This is a genomic window from Bacillus sp. IS1 (genome assembly GCF_032461585.1).
Taxonomy (GTDB): domain Bacteria; phylum Bacillota; class Bacilli; order Bacillales; family Bacillaceae; genus Bacillus; species Bacillus velezensis.
In genome coordinates this window covers 1,463,780-1,482,344 of the sequence record NZ_JAWCWR010000001.1, presented here as the reverse complement: position 1 = coordinate 1,482,344, position 18,565 = coordinate 1,463,780, and the positions used below count along the sequence as shown (strand labels likewise).

Below are 18,565 nucleotides of genomic sequence, written 5' to 3'. Positions count from 1 at the left end.
TTAGAATTCGTTGCAAGCTTTGGAAGGAGGGATCCATAATGGCTGATAAACAAACCCACGAAACAGAAACAGAACTTACATTAGACCAGGTAAAAGAACAGCTTACTGAAACTGGAAAAAAACGTGGCGTTTTAACATATGAAGAAATTGCTGAACGCATGTCCAGCTTTGAAATTGAATCAGACCAAATGGATGAGTATTATGAATTTTTAGGAGAACAAGGTGTTGAATTAATTAGTGAAAATGAAGAAACGGAAGATCCTAATATTCAACAGCTTGCCAAAGCCGAAGAAGAATTTGACCTTAATGACCTCAGCGTACCGCCTGGCGTAAAGATCAATGATCCAGTCCGCATGTACCTTAAGGAAATCGGACGGGTAAATCTTCTTTCTGCTAAAGAAGAAATCACCTACGCTCAAAAAATTGAAGAGGGTGACGAGGAATCTAAACGCAGACTGGCTGAAGCAAACCTTCGTTTAGTTGTCAGCATTGCTAAACGGTATGTCGGCCGCGGCATGCTTTTCTTAGACTTGATCCAAGAAGGAAACATGGGTCTCATGAAAGCCGTCGAGAAGTTTGACTACCGTAAAGGATATAAATTCAGTACGTATGCGACTTGGTGGATCAGACAGGCGATTACACGCGCCATCGCTGACCAGGCGAGAACAATCCGTATCCCGGTTCACATGGTGGAAACCATCAACAAATTAATCCGGGTGCAGCGTCAGCTTCTTCAGGATCTTGGCAGAGAGCCGACACCGGAAGAGATTGCTGAAGACATGGATCTTACGCCTGAAAAAGTCCGTGAAATATTAAAAATTGCTCAAGAGCCTGTTTCTTTAGAAACGCCGATCGGTGAAGAAGACGACTCACATCTCGGTGACTTCATCGAAGACCAGGAAGCGACATCTCCGTCGGATCATGCGGCATATGAGCTTTTAAAAGAACAGCTGGAAGATGTGCTGGATACGTTGACAGATCGTGAAGAAAACGTGCTGCGTCTCCGTTTCGGTCTGGATGACGGACGCACAAGAACTTTGGAAGAAGTCGGCAAAGTGTTTGGAGTAACGAGAGAGCGTATTCGCCAAATTGAAGCAAAAGCGCTTCGCAAATTGAGACATCCGAGCAGAAGCAAACGTCTGAAGGATTTTCTCGAATAGAATGGAACGGGTCTTTTTGATCCGTTCTTTTTTATGTATAAGATATATGGATAATATACCTTTATTTTACTGGATAAGCATATGTTTTGCAAATGAGTTCGGAAAAAATGCGGCATGTCCTGAAAGGGGGAAAATGAGATAAGTTTATTTATATTCTTTATTGTAAGCGTATACAATTCATTATACAATAGAATAAAGATAATTTTGTGATAAACAAAACAGTTATTTTTGCTTTTTGTATAAATTGTGAAATCAATGAAATTGCTGAGCAAGACCATTTACTTTTTGTAAAAATAAGTTAGAATTAGAAGTGTTTACATAGGGGGAGAATGAAAAAGGGGGATGGAGATATGAAGTGGAATCCGCTGATTCCTTTTTTGCTCATTGCAGTGCTGGGAATAGGGCTGACTTTCTTTTTAGCTGTAAAAGGCAACGGAGATGCGCATCAGATCGCAAGCGGCGGTGAAAGCAAAAATGCCGAGAAGGAAACTGCAAACGCTTCACCTGAAGAGATTTATAAAGCGAACTGCATCACCTGTCACGGGGAAAACTATGAAGGTGTGTCAGGGCCGAACTTAAAAGGCGTCGGCAAAAGAAAAGATGTCGCTGAGATTAAAACAAAAATTGAAAAAGGCGGCAACGGGATGCCCGCGGGCCTTGTGCCGGCCGAAAAGCTGGATGACATGGCAAAATGGGTTTCTGACATTAAATAAAGCTTTACCGGTCCCTATATAAAAGACATATGAAAAACTCTATCCGCCGCTTGGATTCCGGGCGGTTTTTTTATATGATAGTAAAGGAAAAAGAACCTGAGAAAAGTTGTGATATTGTGAATGAAATGAAGTTATCTAAAAGATTGCAGTCTGTGGCGGAATATATCCCTCCGGGTGCCCTGGTTGCTGATATCGGGTCGGACCACGCGTATCTTCCTTGCTATGCCGTTTTGAATCATTTGGCAAGCCGGGCAATCGCCGGTGAAATTACAGACGGGCCGTTTCTATCCGCCAAACAGCAGGTGGAAAAACTGGACTTAAGCACTCTTATCTCCGTAAGGAAAGGTGACGGGCTGAGCGTCCTTGAAAAAGGAGAAGCCGGCGCCATTACAATCGCTGGCATGGGCGGAGCGCTGATCGCTCATATTTTGGAATCGGGGAAAACGAAATTGACGGGGCGTGAACGGCTGATTCTGCAGCCGAATATTCATGCCGTTCATATAAGAGAGTGGCTGTATCAGGAAGGCTATGAACTGCTTGATGAAGTGATTCTCGAAGAAGACGGAAAGTGTTATGAAATCCTCGTTGCGGAAACTGGCGACCGTGATGCGCCGTATCGGGACGTGCCGATGGCTGCCGGAATGCTTGCGGGTCCGTTTTTATTAAAAGAGAGAAATGAAGTGTTTCTTCGGAAATGGAGCCAGGAACTTAAGCATACTGAACAAATTTATGAACAGATCAGCCGCAGCGCAAAGCATGAAAATCATGAAAAATTAGCTGAATTGAAAGAGCGGATTTCTCTGCTGAAGGAGGTAATCGGACATGCCTAAACATGTGAACGGACAGGAAATCATCCAGCTGTTTGAACAATTTTCACCGAAGACTTTTGCGGTGGAAGGAGATAAAATCGGTCTGCAGATCGGTACATTGAATAAGCCGGTGAAAAATGTCATGGTGACACTGGATGTTCTGGAACAAACGGTAGATGAAGCCATTGAGAAAAAAGTTGACTTAATTATCGCCCACCACCCGCCGATTTTTCGGCCGCTTAAACAGATCACCACTGATCAGCCTGGCGGAAGACTGATTGAGAAATGTATAAAGCATGATATTGCCGTATATGCGGCTCATACGAATCTTGATGTGGCGGAGGGCGGTGTGAACGATCTGCTTGCCGAAGCTCTCGGCCTGACAGACACAGAGGTGCTCGTCCCGACATATTCGGACCCGCTGAAAAAGCTTGCCGTATATGTTCCGAAAGACTATGAAGAAGCTGTAAGAACCGCACTCGGCAACGCCGGAGCGGGACATATCGGCAATTACAGCCATTGCGCGTTCTCCTCTGAGGGAATCGGCAGCTTTAAGCCGTTGGACGGGGCAGAACCGTTTATCGGACAGACGGGAGAACTGGAGCTCGTCCATGAAGTGAGACTTGAGACCGTTTTTCCGGCAAGTATGGAGAAAACCGTCGTAAAAGCGCTGAAAAAAAGCCATCCGTATGAAGAAGTGGCATATGATATTTATCCGGTGGAGCAGTCTCCGCTTGAAAAAGGGCTCGGCCGCATCGGAAAACTTCAGCAAGACATGACGCTTGAAGAGTTTGCTCTGTTTGTGAAAGAAAAGTTTGACGTTAACGGAGTACGGATGGTGGGAGAGCGAAACAGCAAGGTGAAAAAAGTCGCGGTTCTTGGCGGTGACGGAAATAAATATATTTATCAGGCAAAGCGGAAAGGTGCAGATGTTTACGTGACGGGCGATCTTTATTTCCATGTAGCGCATGATGCGATGATGATGGGATTAAACGTCGTGGACCCGGGGCATTATGCTGAAAAGATCATGAGAAAAGGCACGGCTGAGAAGCTTACGGCAATGGCCGGAGAGAAAAATTATGACGTGCGCATTTTCGCTTCCGAAACAGATACAAACCCATTTACCTTCTTATAAAAAAACTGAGGCCTCAGGCCTCAGTTTTTTATTTTTACTTTCGGAAGGATTTTTTTAAGCGGCACACTGTGTTCAAGCTGCCATGTCGATTCATCGTTGTGGTCAAACTGCTCTAAAAAGCGGATGACTTCCTTTGTAATCGGTGTCGGTGTTGATGCGCCTGCGGTAACGGCGACGGTATTGACGTCTTTCAGCCATTCGAGCTTCAGTTCACTGATGTCTCCGATTCGGTAGGCTTTTGTTCCGGCGATTTCTTCTGACACTTGCGCCAGTCTGTTGGAGTTATTGCTTTTCGGATCACCGACAACAATGGTTAAGTCCGCTTTTTTTGCCTGCTCTGATACAGCTTCTTGACGAACCTGTGTGGCCAGACAGATTTCCTGATGGTATTCCACGTACGGGTACTTTTCTTTGACTGATTCCATAATATCGTGGACGTCCCACTGGGACATTGTCGTTTGGTTTGTAACGATTAATTTCTCAGCCTGAATATCGAGATTTCTCACGTCTTCCTCTGTTTCAACGAGATGAACGATTTCAGGAGCGACGCCGACGGCTCCTTCAGGCTCGGGGTGGCCTTTTTTGCCGATGTATATGACGTGATAGCCTTCAGCTTTTACTTTCCGGATTAAGTCATGTGTTTTCGTGACGTCCGGGCATGTGGCGTCAATCGTAACGAGCCCTTTTTCCTCAGCGACTTTTCTTACTTCCGGAGATACCCCGTGAGCCGTGAAAATAACGGTTCCTTTCTCCACCTGCTTTAAAATCTCCAGACGGTTTGCGCCGTCAAGCGTGTAAATGCCGTCTTCCTCAAACGCATCTGTGACATGCTTATTATGAACAATCATTCCGAGTATATATATAGGTCTTGGCAGTGTTTTATCGAGTGACGCGTTTTTGGCTATGACCATGGCATCAACAACGCCGTAACAGTAGCCGCGTGGCGATATTTTGATAACGTTCAATGTAGATGTCCTCCTATCAAAAGTGAGTGTAGAGGCAATATAAAAAGCCGTAGTTAAACGGCTCAAATCTTGCATTCTTCTGATCTCATTATAGCTAATCTTTCGTGAGATATCAAAGAATGTTAAATATATAATTTCGGCTTTGATCTGCCCGATGTTCTTTTTGGACGCGGCTGTTCCGCTGAGTCTGCCTGTGCGGCGTCTTTTTCTTTTGAAGCGGAAGCTTTTTCAGACGTCTTCTTTGATGTTTTGGATGAGGCGTCTGATTTGTTTTCATCTTCTGTTTCATCTGTTTTTTCAGCTTCATCGTTTTTGTCCTGTTCGTCTGTTTTTTTCGTCTCGTCAGATTCATTCTCGTCATCACTGCTGCTTAATTGGCTGTAAAGCTTCATCATGGCGGGCAGACTCCGTACTAAAGGACCGTACTGCTGGATCATCGGCGTAACCTGCTGCGCCACGCCGAGCACCTTCTGAACATTGCCGAGCATGCTTGACAGGGATGCCGGACTTGCCAGGTTCTGTATTCCCTGCAGTCCTGCACCTGCTCCTCCGCTGGCCGCCGCCGGTGCCGACGCGGCAGCGCTTCCTCCTCCTGAACCGGGTAAAAAACGGGAAAGCATCCCTTTTAAGCCCCCTCCGCCGCCCGTGCCTGCGTTTCTCAGGCCCGCTCCGGCAATCTGCTGCTGAGGGAAAAGCTGCCGGCCCTGCTGCATCAGCTGCCGGCCCGGCAATGACGGTCTTCCTCCCATCATCATACGCGGATTCATAAACGGCCGGCCCTGCTGCGCCATATTTCTCATCGGCTGCTGTGGAAACATACTTGTACCTCCTTTCTGTCTCTCTGCTATTACAATATGCATCGGAGGGGGCATTTGCTTTTCTGTCTCGAAAACAGGATTCCCCCGAGACATGGTGTTTTTAAGTAAAATCGGTTATAATGTGATGATGGACACAGAATGTGCCGCTTTAAGGAGCTGGGAAAAATGAAAGAAACTAAATTTGATGGATACAACTTAAAACCGTTTATTATAGATGCAGTTCACCGCCTTGGTTTTTATGAACCGACAGATATTCAAAAGCGTCTGATACCTGCCGTACTGAAAAACGAAAGCGTGATCGGGCAGTCCCAGACGGGGACGGGGAAAACCCACGCCTATTTATTGCCAATTTTGAATCGGATTGATCCGGGTTCTGATACGGTACAGGCTGTTATCACGGCGCCGACGAGAGAGCTTGCCAATCAGATTCATCAGGAAGCGCTCAAAATCACACAGGGTGCGGAAGATGAGCCGATCCGGACAAAATGCTTCATCGGCGGGACGGACAAGCAAAAATCAATTGATAAGCTGAAAACACAGCCTCATCTCGTCGTCGGAACGCCGGGCCGGATCGCGGATCTGATTAAGGCGCAGGCATTGAACGTCTATAAAGCGCAGTCTCTCGTCATTGACGAAGCTGATCTGATGCTTGACATGGGCTTTTTAGAAGACGTTGATTACATCGGATCGCGTATGCCGGAAGAACTTCAGATGCTTGTGTTCTCAGCTACGATTCCGGAAAAGCTGAAGCCGTTTTTGAAAAAGTATATGGAAAATCCGAAGTACGCGCATGTTGAGCCGAAAAGAATCACAGCCGAAAAGATTGAACATGTGTTGGTTCCTTCTAAACAGCGTGATAAAGACAAACTGCTTTTTGATATGATGTCTCATCTGAACCCTTATCTGGGCATTGTGTTTGCAAATACGAAAAACACGGCTGACCATATTGCGAAATACCTGACTGAAAAGGGTATGAGGATCGGTCTTCTGCACGGGGGATTAACGCCGCGTGAGCGTAAGAAGGTAATGAAGCAGATTAATGATCTGGAATTCACTTATGTCATTGCGACAGACCTTGCGGCAAGAGGAATTGACATTAAAGGCGTAAGCCACGTCATCAACTATGAGCTTCCGGACGATCTGGATTTTTATGTTCACCGCGTCGGAAGAACCGCACGCGCCGGTTCATCAGGCCAAGCACTGACCATTTATGAGCTTTCTGACGAAGATGCGCTCGTAAGACTCGAAAAGATGGGTATTGTGTTTGACTATGCGGAGCTTGTAAACGGCGAATGGAAGAAAGGCGATGACCGCCACCGCCGCAAAAAACGCAAAAAATCGGAGAATGAGGCCGACCAAATGGCGAAGCGCCTCGTGAAAAAACCGAAAAAAGTGAAGCCGGGTTATAAAAAGAAAATGGGCTACGAAATGGAAAAGATAAAAAGAAAGCAGAGAAGAAACAAATCTAACAAAGGAAAGTAGGGGAATCGGGTTGCTGAAAATAGGTTCACACGTCTCAATGAGCGGAAAACATATGCTCCTTGCCGCAAGCAAGGAAGCTGTTTCGTACGGGGCGAATACATTTATGATCTATACGGGCGCTCCCCAAAACACGCGCCGCAAAAAAATTGAAGACTTGAATATTGAAGCGGGCCGCGCCCATATGAAGGAAAACGGCATCGACGAGATTGTCGTGCATGCGCCGTACATCATTAACATCGGAAATACGACAAATCCGGCAACGTTTGAGCTGGGCGTTGATTTTCTGCGTTCTGAAATTGAAAGAACGGCAGCGATCGGCGCGAAACAGATCGTGCTTCATCCAGGGGCGCATGTCGGAGCCGGGGCTGAGACGGGCATCAAAAAAATTATTGAAGGTTTAAACGAAGTGATTGTTCCCGGTCAAAACGTGCAGATTGCGCTGGAAACAATGGCGGGCAAAGGATCAGAATGCGGGAGAAGCTTTGAAGAGCTGGCCGAGATCATTGCGGGAGTCACGCATAATGAACATCTATCCGTCTGCTTTGACACTTGCCACACCCATGACGCCGGGTATGATGTCGCTAATGATTTTGACGGTGTTCTTAACGAGTTTGATAAAATCGTCGGCATCGATCGGATAAAAGTCCTTCATGTTAACGACAGTAAAAATATCAAAGGCGCCCGGAAAGACCGCCATGAAAATATCGGGTTCGGAGAGATCGGTTTTGACGCTCTGCAGTACATCGTTCATCACGAGCAACTTGCCGATATTCCGAAAATCCTCGAAACACCGTATGTAGGCGAAGACAAGAAAAATAAGAAGCCGCCGTACCGTTTTGAAATCGAAATGCTGAAAGAAAAGCAGTTTGATAAGGAGCTTCTTGAAAAAATATCAGCTCAATAAGAAAGAAAGGAGGGGCGGGTGTCCCTCCTTTCTTACCCTGAGAATTGATTGAAAAGTTCGTCAACTTTTCGCGCCGTTTCTTTTGAGGTTATCGTTTCCACTTTTTTCAGCAGGCGCAGCCGCTCCTGATCATCAAAAATATTGATGTTTTTTCCGTGCATCAGAGCCGCTACCTCAGCCGCTTGACTCCTCGTAATGCTGATTCCGTATTGCTTGGAATATTTCAGCAGATCGTCCGTAGTGACTTGATTGAGCCGCTGCAAAATAATTCTTTGTATTAAAATCATCGATACTTTCACCTCTTTAGACATAATGTATTGAGCAGATCATTAAAATGTTACAGCTTTTAATGGTAAAATAAAGTTGCTTACTGTTTAAAATAGTTATTATAGGAAAGGAGATTTTATGACCCCAAATAAACAGCATAAAAGAGAATCATTTTTACACTTTATCTTCAGGGTCATTATGATTCTGATCGGGGCGGGTTCAGCCGCCGTAAGTATTGAATTGTTTCTGGTCCCTAATAATTTTATCGACGGAGGCATTATCGGTGTTTCATTAATTTTAGACCACCTCTTTATGTCCAATCCCCTCCTCAATTTTGCCTTATTCGTTGTGTTACTCAACATTCCATTTATGATTTTCGGATATAAATATATCGGAAAAACATTTCTCATCTCTACTGTTATCGGAATCGTCGGTTTAGCGCTGATTGAATCCTCATTGCACCATGTGGAGGCCATTACGACCCAGCCTATTTTGGCGACGGTATTCGGGGGGCTTTTGCTCGGTTTCGGGGTAGGCCTTGTCATCCGAAACGGAGGCTCGATGGACGGTACTGAAATCCTCGGTATCCTTCTCACGAAAAAGCTGCCCTTTTCAGTCGGGGAATTCGTTATGCTCATCAATGTGTTTATTTTCATTTGGGCCGGTTTTGTGTTCGGTCCGGAGCAGGCAATGTATTCTTTCATGACTTATTATATTGCCATGAAAACGATTGACGCCGTCATCCAGGGGCTTGATGAAACAAAAGCGGTCATTATTGTTGCAGAGCAATATGCTGAGATCTCAGATGCTATATTGCACCGGCTTGGACGGGGAACCACCAAGCTTCAGGGAAAAGGCGGATATACGGATGAAACCAAAGAAGTCATTTACGCGGTCGTGACAAGGCTTGAAGTGACTAAATTGAAATCCATTGTGTTTGAAATTGATAAAAACGCCTTTATTACGATCATGAATACCCATGAAACGAGGGGCGGTAAGTTCAAAACCGCGATTCACTAGGCTTTCATTTACTTTTCATCATTTTATAGGTATAATTTGATACATCATAAGGAAATGGCCTGCTGTTCAGACAGCTGCCATTTTCTTTTTGGAGCGATACCGTGTTGTAAAGGGGAGGTCCTCATGAACGTACAAGAAGCGTTGAACCTGCTGAAAGAAAAAGGGTATAAATATACGAGTAAGCGAGAAGACATGCTGCAGCTTTTTGCTGATTCTGATAAATATCTGACCGCCAAAAACGTGCTTGCCGCATTAAATGACGACTATCCGGGTCTGAGCTTTGATACCATATACAGAAATCTTTCGTTATATGAAGAACTCGGCATTTTGGAAACGACGGAGCTTTCCGGAGAAAAACTGTTCCGTTTTACATGCTCTTATACCCATCATCATCACCATTTTATCTGTTTAACCTGCGGGAAAACGAAGGAAATTGAGTCCTGTCCGATGGATAAGCTGCACGATGATTTGGAAGGGTATGAAATCAGCGGCCATAAGTTTGAAATTTACGGCACCTGTCCGGCGTGCCGATAAAAAACCTCCTGCTTATACAGGAGGTTTTTTTTCAGCTTTTCACATGCTGAAAGCTATGTTTGTTTTTATTAATCCAGGCGACGGCTTCAAGCCAATTCTGCACCCTGATAATATTGGAATCGATGGGGAGCTGATTATATGGGGAGTTAAAAAGGATAACCGGAATGCCTGCTTCTTTTGCGATCATTGTCGCATTGCCGTGGTGATCTTCGAAAAATAAATCAATGCCGTGTTTTTTGACGGCTTCCACTTTGTGATGGCCTCCGACAAGCTCAATGTGATCGTAATGAATGTCCCGGTTTGCAAACCAGTCCAGCGTAACATCTTCTAAGTGGCCGCGTCTTGCCGTAATGTAGATCAGACGGTGCTCTTCTTTCAGTCCGTCCACTGCCTGCTTGGCAAATTCCGCGAGCTTCGCTTCTTTATATATGGCTGCTTCATGAACGTTCATCCATTCCCAAAATTCCTCGTCTGTAATGTTCAAAAGCTTCGTCAGATCATAATCAGTCATATCATCCAAGGTAATGGAAAGATGAAATGAGCGGTTTAAATAAGGGACAAATGTATCCTGTGCCGTAACTGTGCCGTCAATATCTATACCTAACCGTAACATGTCCACACTCCTATAAATTCATCCCTTCAAGTGTAACATAAACAATTAACAATACCAGAAAAGTTTAGCAAACATGAATCCGTAAAAAACGCGGAAACTAAAAAAGCTCCTTTCATAAAAGAAAAAGGGGGAATTGAAGGTGGCATACGATTACGAAAATCGAAAAGGCAACGACTACTATGTGGATCATGGATCGGAAGGAACCGATATCACGCGTGATGTTTATTCAGAAGAAACAGCGGCTGAAATTTCAGAGCCATATCGTGCTTCTGACCGGGCAGCAGACCGTGATGATAACCGGGACGGAGTAAGTGAAGGCCGGGGGATAGGGTATGCAGCATTGGCTATTTCCATCATTTCCCTGTTTGTGCTCCCTGTTTTATTAGGAGCATGCGGCATTATCGTCGGCTATATCGCCAGAAGAAGAGGAGCAGGCGCTTTAGGCGGATGGGCGATGGGAATCGGTATTGTTTCCCTTGTGCTTGGCATCTTCATTACACCGTTTTTTTAACACAACGCAAAAAAAAGCTTGGCGGAATATCCGTCAAGCTTTTTGTGTTTCTTGTTCTGCTTTTGCTTTTTCCGCTTCAAGCTTTGCGTAGTGTTCTTCTGCCAGCTTGTCGATTTCTTTTTTCAGCTCATCGACCATGGTTTCTTCAGGGACTTTGCGGACGATTTGGCCTTTGCGGAAAAGAAGGCCTTCGCCGCGCGCACCGGCAATCCCGATATCGGCTTCTCTTGCTTCACCCGGTCCGTTAACGGCGCATCCGAGAACGGCTACTTTAATCGGCGCTTTGACTTTAGAAATATATTCTTCCACTTCATTTGCGATGCTGATAAGATCAATTTCGATCCGTCCGCATGTCGGGCATGAAATAAGCGTAGCCGCGTTTGACGCAAGACCGAATGATTTCAGCAGTTCTCTGGCTACTTTTACTTCTTCAACCGGGTCGGCGCTCAGAGAGATCCGGAGCGTGTTTCCGATTCCTTTGCTTAAAATCGCTCCGAGTCCGGCCGCGCTTTTTACCGTTCCGGCAAACAGCGTGCCCGATTCTGTAATTCCGAGGTGGAGCGGATAATCAAATGCTTTTGACGCTTTTTCGTATGCTTCTATGGCTAGATTGACGTCAGACGCTTTCATGCTGACGATGATGTCATGAAAGTCAAGATCTTCCAAGATTTTGATATGATGAAGCGCACTCTCAACCATTCCGTCAGCAGTCGGATAGCCGTATTTTTCTAAAATGCGTTTTTCCAAAGAACCCGCGTTTACGCCGATCCGGATCGGAATTCCTTTTTCTTTCGCCGCTTTTACGACGGCTTCCACTTTTTCGCGGCGGCCGATGTTACCCGGGTTGATTCTGATTTTGTCGGCGCCGCCCTCAATTGCTTTTAATGCAAGCTTGTAGTCAAAATGAATATCGACAACGAGAGGGATGGAAATTTGTTTTTTGATGTCGGCAATCGCGTTAGCGGCGCGTTCGTCCGGACATGCCACCCGGACAATTTGGCAGCCGGCTTCGGCTAAACGGTTGATTTCCGCAACTGTTGCTTCTACGTCGTGTGTTTTGGTCGTCGTCATACTCTGAATGACGACTTCGTTATTTCCGCCTATTGTTAAAGGTCCCACTTTGACGGGACGCGTTTTTGTACGATGTGTGATTTCACTCACTTGTCAATCGCTCCTTAATTGTAGTTACCGCTTTTGCAGGCTGAGCCTTTTACATGTCAGGCAACTTCTATTTACATGTTATATTGTAACAGTGTATTTGCCAAACTGACAAGAAATTAACGTTTAATTGCGGTAGACGGGGAATTTATAAGCGGTGCCTGCCTGAATGGCGTTTGCTTTTACATTCGGATTCAGCGCTTCAAAATCTTGTGCAATATCATCTGGCGCTTTATGTGCGCCGACTATCGACATCACCGTATCGCCTTTTTTGACCGTAACCGTTCTGTATGAAGCTTCCTGTTGGGCTGGCTGCGCCGCCGCTGCGTATGCCGGAAGGTCTTGAGAAGGGATCGTGCCGATTTTAAGATCGTAAAAGATAATGAATATCACAAATAAACTGCCGAATACAAAAGTAAGCCGCTTCATTCCAACCGCCTCCCGCATACATTTTTACTTCATTGTATGCTTGTCCCATTTTGTTCATGACAAAAAAGAAGACCGCCGGGGGCAGTCTTTGTTACACAGCTGTTTTTCTTGGCGGTATCTCTTTTAAGACGAGGAAAAGGATGATAAAGTTTACAAACCAATTCACTAAAAATTCACTCGGCACCGTAATAACAAGCGCGCGCATGATCGTAAAGAATATGGTCGAAAGTGTAATGGAATAAGCCGAAAGCTTCCAGAGCTGCTGGTAATTCAATGTCTTTCTTTGCGCATTTTTCAATATCAGGCCGATGACGGCGAGAAATGATACTTCAATGAATTTTCCGGCCGCTGTCATGATGAACAGCAGAACGGACAGGACGGTGACGATCATCGTTTTATTTTGGTTTAATGCTGATATGATTTCTTTTTTTGTGATATCAGCAGGCATCAGCGAATAATTCATTTCTGTCGCCTGTCCGTCTACAGCAAGCACCATTTTATTTTTCAAAATGCCGATCGCATTTTGTTTCGCCGCTATTTGTTTAGCGCCGTAAGCATCCGTCGGATCAAACACGATGACGAACCCGTTCGCTTCCGTTTCCTTAGAGGCGGACGCTTTCGTCTGCAATTCTCCGTTTGAAATGCTGAAATCAGGGAAATCTTTCTTTAACACGGTTTTGAAACCGTTCATTGAGTTTACGGTGCCGGAGCAAAGGTAATAAGCGCTTGGCAGCGTAAAAAGGACAGACAGCAAAAATACATAAAGGATCGCTTTTCCTATCCCCTGAAACCGTGTTTTTGCAATATCTGCCGGAGAGTATGTACTTTTCAATAAAGCCGTAAATATGTTCAACATCTTCACTTCCTAGCCTAAACTGGTATATGTTGCTTATTGTATCGTTCACAGGGGATGAACACAAGTGAGAGTATTTAAAGCGGTGATAAGGAATCATACATAATAAGATAAAGCGGGAAACGGTGATCGCCCGCAAAACAAAGGAGGGTGTTTTTGTCATGAGTGTTTTGTATTGGCTGATGATCATTGCGGTCTTCGTCATTGCTTTTATCGGGCTTGTATATCCGGTGATTCCAAGCGTTATTTTTATTGTGGCCGGTTTTCTTCTCTACGGATTTTTGTTTTCCTTCAGTCCTTATTCTTACCTGTTTTGGCTCATTGAGGCGGTATTTGCGGCCGTTTTATTCGCAGCTGATTATGTGTCAAATTTACTTGGCGTTAAAAGGTACGGAGGAAGCAGGGCGGCAATCTGGGGAAGCACGATCGGATTATTGATCGGGCCCTTCGTTATTCCCGTGGCAGGCATTATATTAGGCCCATTTATCGGTGCTGTCTGCGCTGAGGTGTTTGTTCATCAAAAGGATATCAAGTCCGCGGCAAAAGTGGGGCTCGGCTCGTTAATCGGCTTTTTAACAAGCGTGGCGGCAAAAGGCGTCATTCAGCTCTTTATGATCGGATATTTCTTATGGACGGTGCTTTAGAAAGGTTTAATTTCGGCCGTGAACGGATAAAGTGTAATATGTCTGCTGGAATCGCCGGATTGTGAGCTTTTTCATTGATTACCACGCTTTCTTTTGTTACATTGAGATTAGAAAAGTTCGCGTTAAGCGGCATTTCAGTACATATATTTAAAGGAGGAAAAAATTATGGCTTACAAACTTCCAGAATTGCCTTACGCTTATGATGCTTTAGAACCTCATATCGATAAGGAAACGATGACGATTCACCATACGAAGCACCATAACACATACGTGACAAACCTCAACAAAGCGATCGAAGGATCAGCGCTTGCAGAGAAATCTGTAGATGAGCTTGTTGCTGATTTGAACGCAGTGCCGGAGGACATCCGCACGGCAGTCCGCAACAATGGCGGCGGACATGCAAACCACTCTTTATTCTGGACTCTTTTATCTCCGAACGGCGGAGGCGAACCGACTGGTGAGCTTGCTGAAGAGATCAAAAGCACGTTCGGAAGCTTCGATCAATTTAAAGAAAAATTCGCCGCAGCAGCTGCAGGCCGTTTCGGTTCAGGCTGGGCTTGGCTCGTTGTAAATAACGGAAAACTTGAAATTACAAGCACGCCAAACCAAGATTCACCGCTTTCAGAGGGTAAAACACCTGTTCTCGGTCTTGATGTTTGGGAGCATGCGTACTACCTGAACTACCAAAACCGCCGTCCTGATTACATTTCAGCTTTCTGGAATGTTGTGAACTGGGATGAAGTTGCCCGTCTTTACAGCGAAGCAAAATAATTGAGTTGAATGATCACAAGGTCTCCCGCGGGAGGCCTTGTTTTTTTATTGACTTTGATTCCTTTTACATATCTCAGTTTGAGTGAGACAAACTAATGTGTAGTAAAGGGGAGTCAATGATGAGCAAAATAAAAAAAATTATCGGCGACATCGAAATAAATAAAGGGCTGCTGCTGTTATTGACGATTGGCGGCCTTTACTCATTGGGCATCGCGCTGTCAAATACATTTGTCAACGTGTATTTGTGGAAGCAGTCGGGAAAATTTATTGATTTGGCCATATACAATTTGTCGGTCGTGACGATGCAGCCGGTTACCTTTCTGCTGGCGGGCCGGCTGGCTAAAAAAATTGACAGAGTGTTTATTCTAAGGTTCGGCGTTATCTTTTTGGCCGCTTTTTATTTAAGTGTGCTGCTTGCCGGAGAAACTGCGGCTTCCCGTCTCGTTTTGATAGGGGCCGTGCTCGGAGTTGGATACGGCTTTTACTGGCTGGCTTTTAATGTGCTGACTTTCGAAATCACGGAACCGGAAACGAGAGATTTTTTTAACGGGTTTTTAGGCATTTTGTCTTCATCGGCGGGCATGATCGGTCCGATTGTGGCCGGATATGTCATTTCAAGACTTGAAAACAATACGGGTTATACAATCATTTTCAGCCTGTCGCTCGGTTTATTTGCCCTTGCCGTGGTCATGAGCTTTTTTCTGAAGCGGAGGGAGTCGAAAGGCCGGTTTATGCTGAAAAAAGTTTTTGATGAGCGCCACACGAATCTGAATTGGCGCCGGATTACCAACGCGCACTTTTTTCAAGGCTTGAGAGAAGGGATTTTTGTTTTTTTAATCAGCGTATTTGTATTCATTGCGACAAACAGTGAGCTGGCGCTCGGAACATTCGGTCTCGTCAATTCCGCGGTTTCTTTTTTCGCCTATTATTTTGCATCAAGGCTCATCAAAAAAAGAGCGCGGAAAAAGGCGATTCTTATCGGCGGATTGATCTTGTACGGCGCTCTGTTTCTCATAATTTTCAAAATGAGCTTCACGACGCTCCTTTTGTACGGAATGTTTATTGCGATCGGCTATCCAGTTCTGCTCGTGCCGTATGTCTCGCTTACATATGATGTGATAGGCCGGGCGCGGCTTGCCAGAAAAGCCAGAATTGAATACATTGTGCTCAGGGAGTTATTTTTAAATGCGGGCCGGATCGTTTCCATCCTTTGTTTCCTTGTAATCGTTACATTGTTCAAGGAAAAAGTGGGAATACCGGCGGCGCTCGTGCTGCTCGGAGCCGGCCATCCGCTGATTTATTACTTTATAAAAGACATCAAACTGGATACGGAAACTTCTGATGAAACAGTAGAAGAAGACCGACAAAAACAGGCGGCGGAACCGAATTTTATAAAAGGAGAAAGATAAAAGGGTTATCTGTAGAAAAATATCGAAAAAACCTTTAGAATGAAAAATGGCACCTGAACAGAAGGTGTCATTTCTTTCTGTAAATAAGAAAAGGTGATGTCATGAGGAGAAATAAAAAGAAAATAGCTGTAAACAAAGAAAAGAAAAAATCACTGCCGATCCGGCTTAATTTTTTGTTTTTGGTTGCGTTTCTTATTTTCACTTGGATTATCGTCGAGCTTGGCATCAAGCAGATCGTTCAGGGTGATGATTATAAAAACGCCGCTAATAAGCAAGAGGAGTCTGATGTCAGCACGGCGGTTCCGAGAGGGAAAATTTACGACCGGAACCTAAATCCCATCGTAACGAATAAAGCATTAAATGCGATTACATATACACGTTCAGCCTCAACCACCCAGGCGCAGCGTTTAAAAATCGCAAAAAAACTGGCGGGTATGATTAAGGTAAGCACCAAAAAGGTGACTGAGCGGGATAAAAAAGACTATTGGATGTTAACGAGGCCTGATGAAGCGAAAAAACTGATTACGGCTGAAGAAAACCAAAAAGCTGAAGACAAAAAACTGTCTGACGATGATTTATATCAGCTTCAGCTGAAACGCATCACAGACAAACAGCTGAATGAGCTCACATCAAAAGACATGCAGATCCTTGCGATCAAAAGACAGATGGATTCAGGATACTCCCTGACGCCTCAATACATCAAAAATGAAGGCGTTTCGGCAAAAGAAATGGCCGTCGTCAGCGAACATTTAGATGAACTGCCGGGGGTTGACGTGACGTCTGACTGGGAACGGTCTTATCCTTATAAAAGCCTGATCCGGACATTGCTCGGCAGTGTATCCAGTTCGAACGAAGGTCTTCCGTCCAACCTGCTGGATCACTATCTGTCACTCGGCTACAGCCGGAATGACAGGGTCGGAAAAAGCTATTTAGAATATCAATATGAAAGCCTGCTGCAGGGTCAAAAAGAGAAAGTGCAGAACTTAACCGACTCATCCGGAAATGTCACGGGCAGCAAAGTGATTTCAAAAGGACAGGCCGGCAAAGACCTTGTTTTATCCATTGATATGGACCTGCAGAAATCCGTTGAAAAAATCATTGAGAAAAATTTAAGATCGGCAAAAGCGAGACCGAGCACGAAGCTTCTTGATCGGGCCTTCGTCGTCATGATGAACCCGAAAAACGGAGAAGTGCTGACGATGGCCGGCAAACAGATTACGAATGATCATGGAAAGTACAAAATTAATGATTATGCCCTCGGCGCAATGACTTCCTCCTACGCAATGGGATCGGCGGTCAAAGGAGCGACGGTGTTGACCGGACTGCAGACGGGCGCGATTAATTTGAACACCGTTTTTCAGGATGAACCTATGTATTTCAAGGGAAGTAAAAACCCGAAAAAATCATGGACGAATTTAGGTCCCGTAGATATCCAAAAAGCGCTTCAGGAATCATCAAACGTGTTCATGTTCAAAACGGCGATTGCCGTCGGTAAAGGGGAGTACAAAAAAGGCCAGTCCCTGCCGCTTGATATGAAGGCATTCGATACTTTCAGATACTACTTCAATCAGTTCGGACTCGGAGTTAAGACGGGGATTGATCTTCCGAATGAAGCGACCGGGTACCAAGGGTCACAGCGAATTTCCGGTCTTCTGTTAGACTTTGCCATCGGACAGTATGATACGTTTACACCGCTGCAAATGGCGCAGTATGTATCTACAATCGCCAATGGAGGCTATCGTTTGAAACCTCAGCTTGTAAAAGAGGTCAGGCAGCCTGATTCGAAAAAAGGAATCGGAGCCGTTGTAGAGTCTGTTCAGCCCCAAGTACTGAATAAGATTGATATGAATAATGCAGACATTAAAGAAGTGCAGGCAGGTTTCAGACGCGTCATGACAAAAGGGACAGCCGCAACTGATTTTGCGACTGCAACATACAGTCCTGCCGGTAAAACGGGTACCGCGCAATCTTTCTATGACGGTCCTGACAAATCAGAGACGGGTGAAGCAACATATAACACGACTCTTGTCGCGTATGCACCTGCTGATAATCCGGAAGTGGCTATTTCTGTAGTCGTTCCTTGGGCCTATATTAATTACAGCGATCGATATTCGATTACGGATGATATAGGAAGAGCAGCTCTGGACAAATACTTTGAGCTGAAAAAGAAACAAGAAGATAATAATACGAAGCAGAAAAACGAAGATAAAATTCAGGAAGACGCTGAAAACGGCAATACAAACAACTAACAGAAAAACGCTCACAACTTGTGAGCGTTTTTTTTATACAAAAAAACATCCGGATTTACAAAACCTTAACACTTGATTTATACGCATTTTACAAGAACCCTTTACTCTATACGTGTAGGAC

The 18,565-nt window shown here is 44.9% G+C and carries 20 protein-coding genes; 13 read left to right on the top strand and 7 right to left on the bottom strand.

Going from position 1 to position 18,565, the window contains the following annotated elements:
* The first annotated feature begins 38 nt into the window (after positions 1-38).
* From rpoD to RUW00_RS07105, 4 genes are all read left to right on the top strand, one after another.
* Entirely contained in the window at positions 39-1,160 is a 1,122-nt protein-coding gene (gene rpoD, locus RUW00_RS07120; RefSeq protein ID WP_003152998.1) for an RNA polymerase sigma factor RpoD, read from the top strand.
* A 350-nt stretch (positions 1,161-1,510) separates the two neighbouring features.
* Positions 1,511-1,873: a cytochrome c550 gene (gene cccA / locus RUW00_RS07115; protein ID WP_003152999.1), complete on the top strand. Its 363-nt coding sequence runs from the start codon at positions 1,511-1,513 to the stop codon at positions 1,871-1,873.
* 125 nt (positions 1,874-1,998) lie between these two features.
* Positions 1,999-2,703 (top strand): tRNA (adenine(22)-N(1))-methyltransferase, encoded by a 705-nt coding sequence (locus RUW00_RS07110; protein ID WP_032860295.1) that lies wholly within the window; start codon positions 1,999-2,001, stop codon positions 2,701-2,703.
* A complete protein-coding gene (locus RUW00_RS07105) occupies positions 2,696-3,817 on the top strand; it encodes a Nif3-like dinuclear metal center hexameric protein (protein WP_095272426.1) in 1,122 nt (373 codons plus the stop codon). Before RUW00_RS07110 ends, RUW00_RS07105 begins: the two co-directional genes overlap by 8 nt.
* 20 nt (positions 3,818-3,837) lie before the next feature.
* On the opposite strand, the gene RUW00_RS07100 is transcribed toward RUW00_RS07105, so the two are convergent.
* Together RUW00_RS07100 and vrrA are read right to left on the bottom strand one after the other, a co-directional pair.
* The gene (locus RUW00_RS07100) at positions 3,838-4,782 is read right to left on the bottom strand and encodes a 4-hydroxy-3-methylbut-2-enyl diphosphate reductase (RefSeq protein WP_095272422.1); all 945 of its coding nucleotides are present in this window, start codon (positions 4,780-4,782) and stop codon (positions 3,838-3,840) included.
* 122 nt (positions 4,783-4,904) lie between these two features.
* Positions 4,905-5,600 carry a VrrA/YqfQ family protein gene (vrrA, locus tag RUW00_RS07095; protein ID WP_095272419.1) on the bottom strand — a complete coding sequence of 232 codons (696 nt, stop codon included), beginning with the start codon at positions 5,598-5,600 and terminating at the stop codon, positions 4,905-4,907.
* Positions 5,601-5,765: 165 nt separating this feature from the next.
* On the opposite strand from vrrA, the gene RUW00_RS07090 reads away from it, so the two are divergent.
* Positions 5,766-7,082 (top strand): DEAD/DEAH box helicase, encoded by a 1,317-nt coding sequence (locus RUW00_RS07090; RefSeq protein ID WP_015417834.1) that lies wholly within the window; start codon positions 5,766-5,768, stop codon positions 7,080-7,082.
* Positions 7,083-7,092: 10 nt separating this feature from the next.
* Complete coding sequence (locus RUW00_RS07085) at positions 7,093-7,986, top strand: deoxyribonuclease IV (protein ID WP_014418398.1); 894 nt, start codon at positions 7,093-7,095, stop codon at positions 7,984-7,986.
* 32 nt (positions 7,987-8,018) lie between these two features.
* On the opposite strand, the gene RUW00_RS07080 is transcribed toward RUW00_RS07085, so the two are convergent.
* The gene (locus tag RUW00_RS07080) at positions 8,019-8,273 is read right to left on the bottom strand and encodes a DUF2624 domain-containing protein (RefSeq protein ID WP_280145317.1); all 255 of its coding nucleotides are present in this window, start codon (positions 8,271-8,273) and stop codon (positions 8,019-8,021) included.
* Between the two features lie 118 nt (positions 8,274-8,391).
* On the opposite strand from RUW00_RS07080, the gene RUW00_RS07075 reads away from it, so the two are divergent.
* Positions 8,392-9,273 carry a YitT family protein gene (locus tag RUW00_RS07075; RefSeq protein WP_007408296.1) on the top strand — a complete coding sequence of 294 codons (882 nt, stop codon included), beginning with the start codon at positions 8,392-8,394 and terminating at the stop codon, positions 9,271-9,273.
* 123 nt (positions 9,274-9,396) lie between these two features.
* Positions 9,397-9,807: a zinc uptake transcriptional repressor Zur gene (gene zur / locus RUW00_RS07070; protein ID WP_003153018.1), complete on the top strand. Its 411-nt coding sequence runs from the start codon at positions 9,397-9,399 to the stop codon at positions 9,805-9,807.
* Between the two features lie 31 nt (positions 9,808-9,838).
* Here zur and RUW00_RS07065 read toward each other — a convergent pair whose 3' ends face one another.
* Positions 9,839-10,420, bottom strand: a complete 582-nt coding sequence (locus tag RUW00_RS07065) for a hypothetical protein (protein WP_280145316.1) — start codon at positions 10,418-10,420, stop codon at positions 9,839-9,841.
* Between the two features lie 133 nt (positions 10,421-10,553).
* Here RUW00_RS07065 and RUW00_RS07060 point away from each other — a divergent pair, with 133 nt between their 5' ends.
* Positions 10,554-10,931, top strand: coding sequence for a DUF308 domain-containing protein (locus RUW00_RS07060; RefSeq protein WP_087920773.1), 378 nt, complete (start codon positions 10,554-10,556; stop codon positions 10,929-10,931).
* Positions 10,932-10,964: 33 nt separating this feature from the next.
* Here the strand turns inward: RUW00_RS07060 and ispG are convergent, their stop codons facing one another.
* The 3 genes from ispG to RUW00_RS07045 form a co-directional block, all read right to left on the bottom strand.
* A complete protein-coding gene (ispG, locus tag RUW00_RS07055; RefSeq protein WP_170616544.1) occupies positions 10,965-12,083 on the bottom strand; it encodes a flavodoxin-dependent (E)-4-hydroxy-3-methylbut-2-enyl-diphosphate synthase in 1,119 nt (372 codons plus the stop codon).
* Between the two features lie 132 nt (positions 12,084-12,215).
* Positions 12,216-12,518 (bottom strand): LysM peptidoglycan-binding domain-containing protein, encoded by a 303-nt coding sequence (locus tag RUW00_RS07050; protein WP_003153022.1) that lies wholly within the window; start codon positions 12,516-12,518, stop codon positions 12,216-12,218.
* A gap of 91 nt (positions 12,519-12,609) precedes the next feature.
* Positions 12,610-13,374, bottom strand: a complete 765-nt coding sequence (locus tag RUW00_RS07045) for a DUF1189 domain-containing protein (RefSeq protein WP_014418394.1) — start codon at positions 13,372-13,374, stop codon at positions 12,610-12,612.
* Between the two features lie 158 nt (positions 13,375-13,532).
* Between RUW00_RS07045 and RUW00_RS07040 the strand changes: the two genes are divergently transcribed.
* The 4 genes from RUW00_RS07040 (at position 13,533) to pbpA (ending at position 18,444) form a co-directional block, all read left to right on the top strand.
* Complete coding sequence (locus tag RUW00_RS07040) at positions 13,533-14,015, top strand: DUF456 domain-containing protein (RefSeq protein ID WP_014418393.1); 483 nt, start codon at positions 13,533-13,535, stop codon at positions 14,013-14,015.
* Between the two features lie 165 nt (positions 14,016-14,180).
* Positions 14,181-14,786, top strand: coding sequence for a superoxide dismutase SodA (gene sodA, locus RUW00_RS07035; protein ID WP_003153025.1), 606 nt, complete (start codon positions 14,181-14,183; stop codon positions 14,784-14,786).
* A 119-nt stretch (positions 14,787-14,905) separates the two neighbouring features.
* Entirely contained in the window at positions 14,906-16,195 is a 1,290-nt protein-coding gene (locus RUW00_RS07030; protein ID WP_280145315.1) for an MFS transporter, read from the top strand.
* A gap of 101 nt (positions 16,196-16,296) precedes the next feature.
* On the top strand, positions 16,297-18,444 hold the full coding sequence (pbpA, locus tag RUW00_RS07025; protein ID WP_095272412.1) for a penicillin-binding protein 2A: 2,148 nt from the start codon (positions 16,297-16,299) through the stop codon (positions 18,442-18,444).
* Positions 18,445-18,565: the final 121 nt, after the last annotated feature.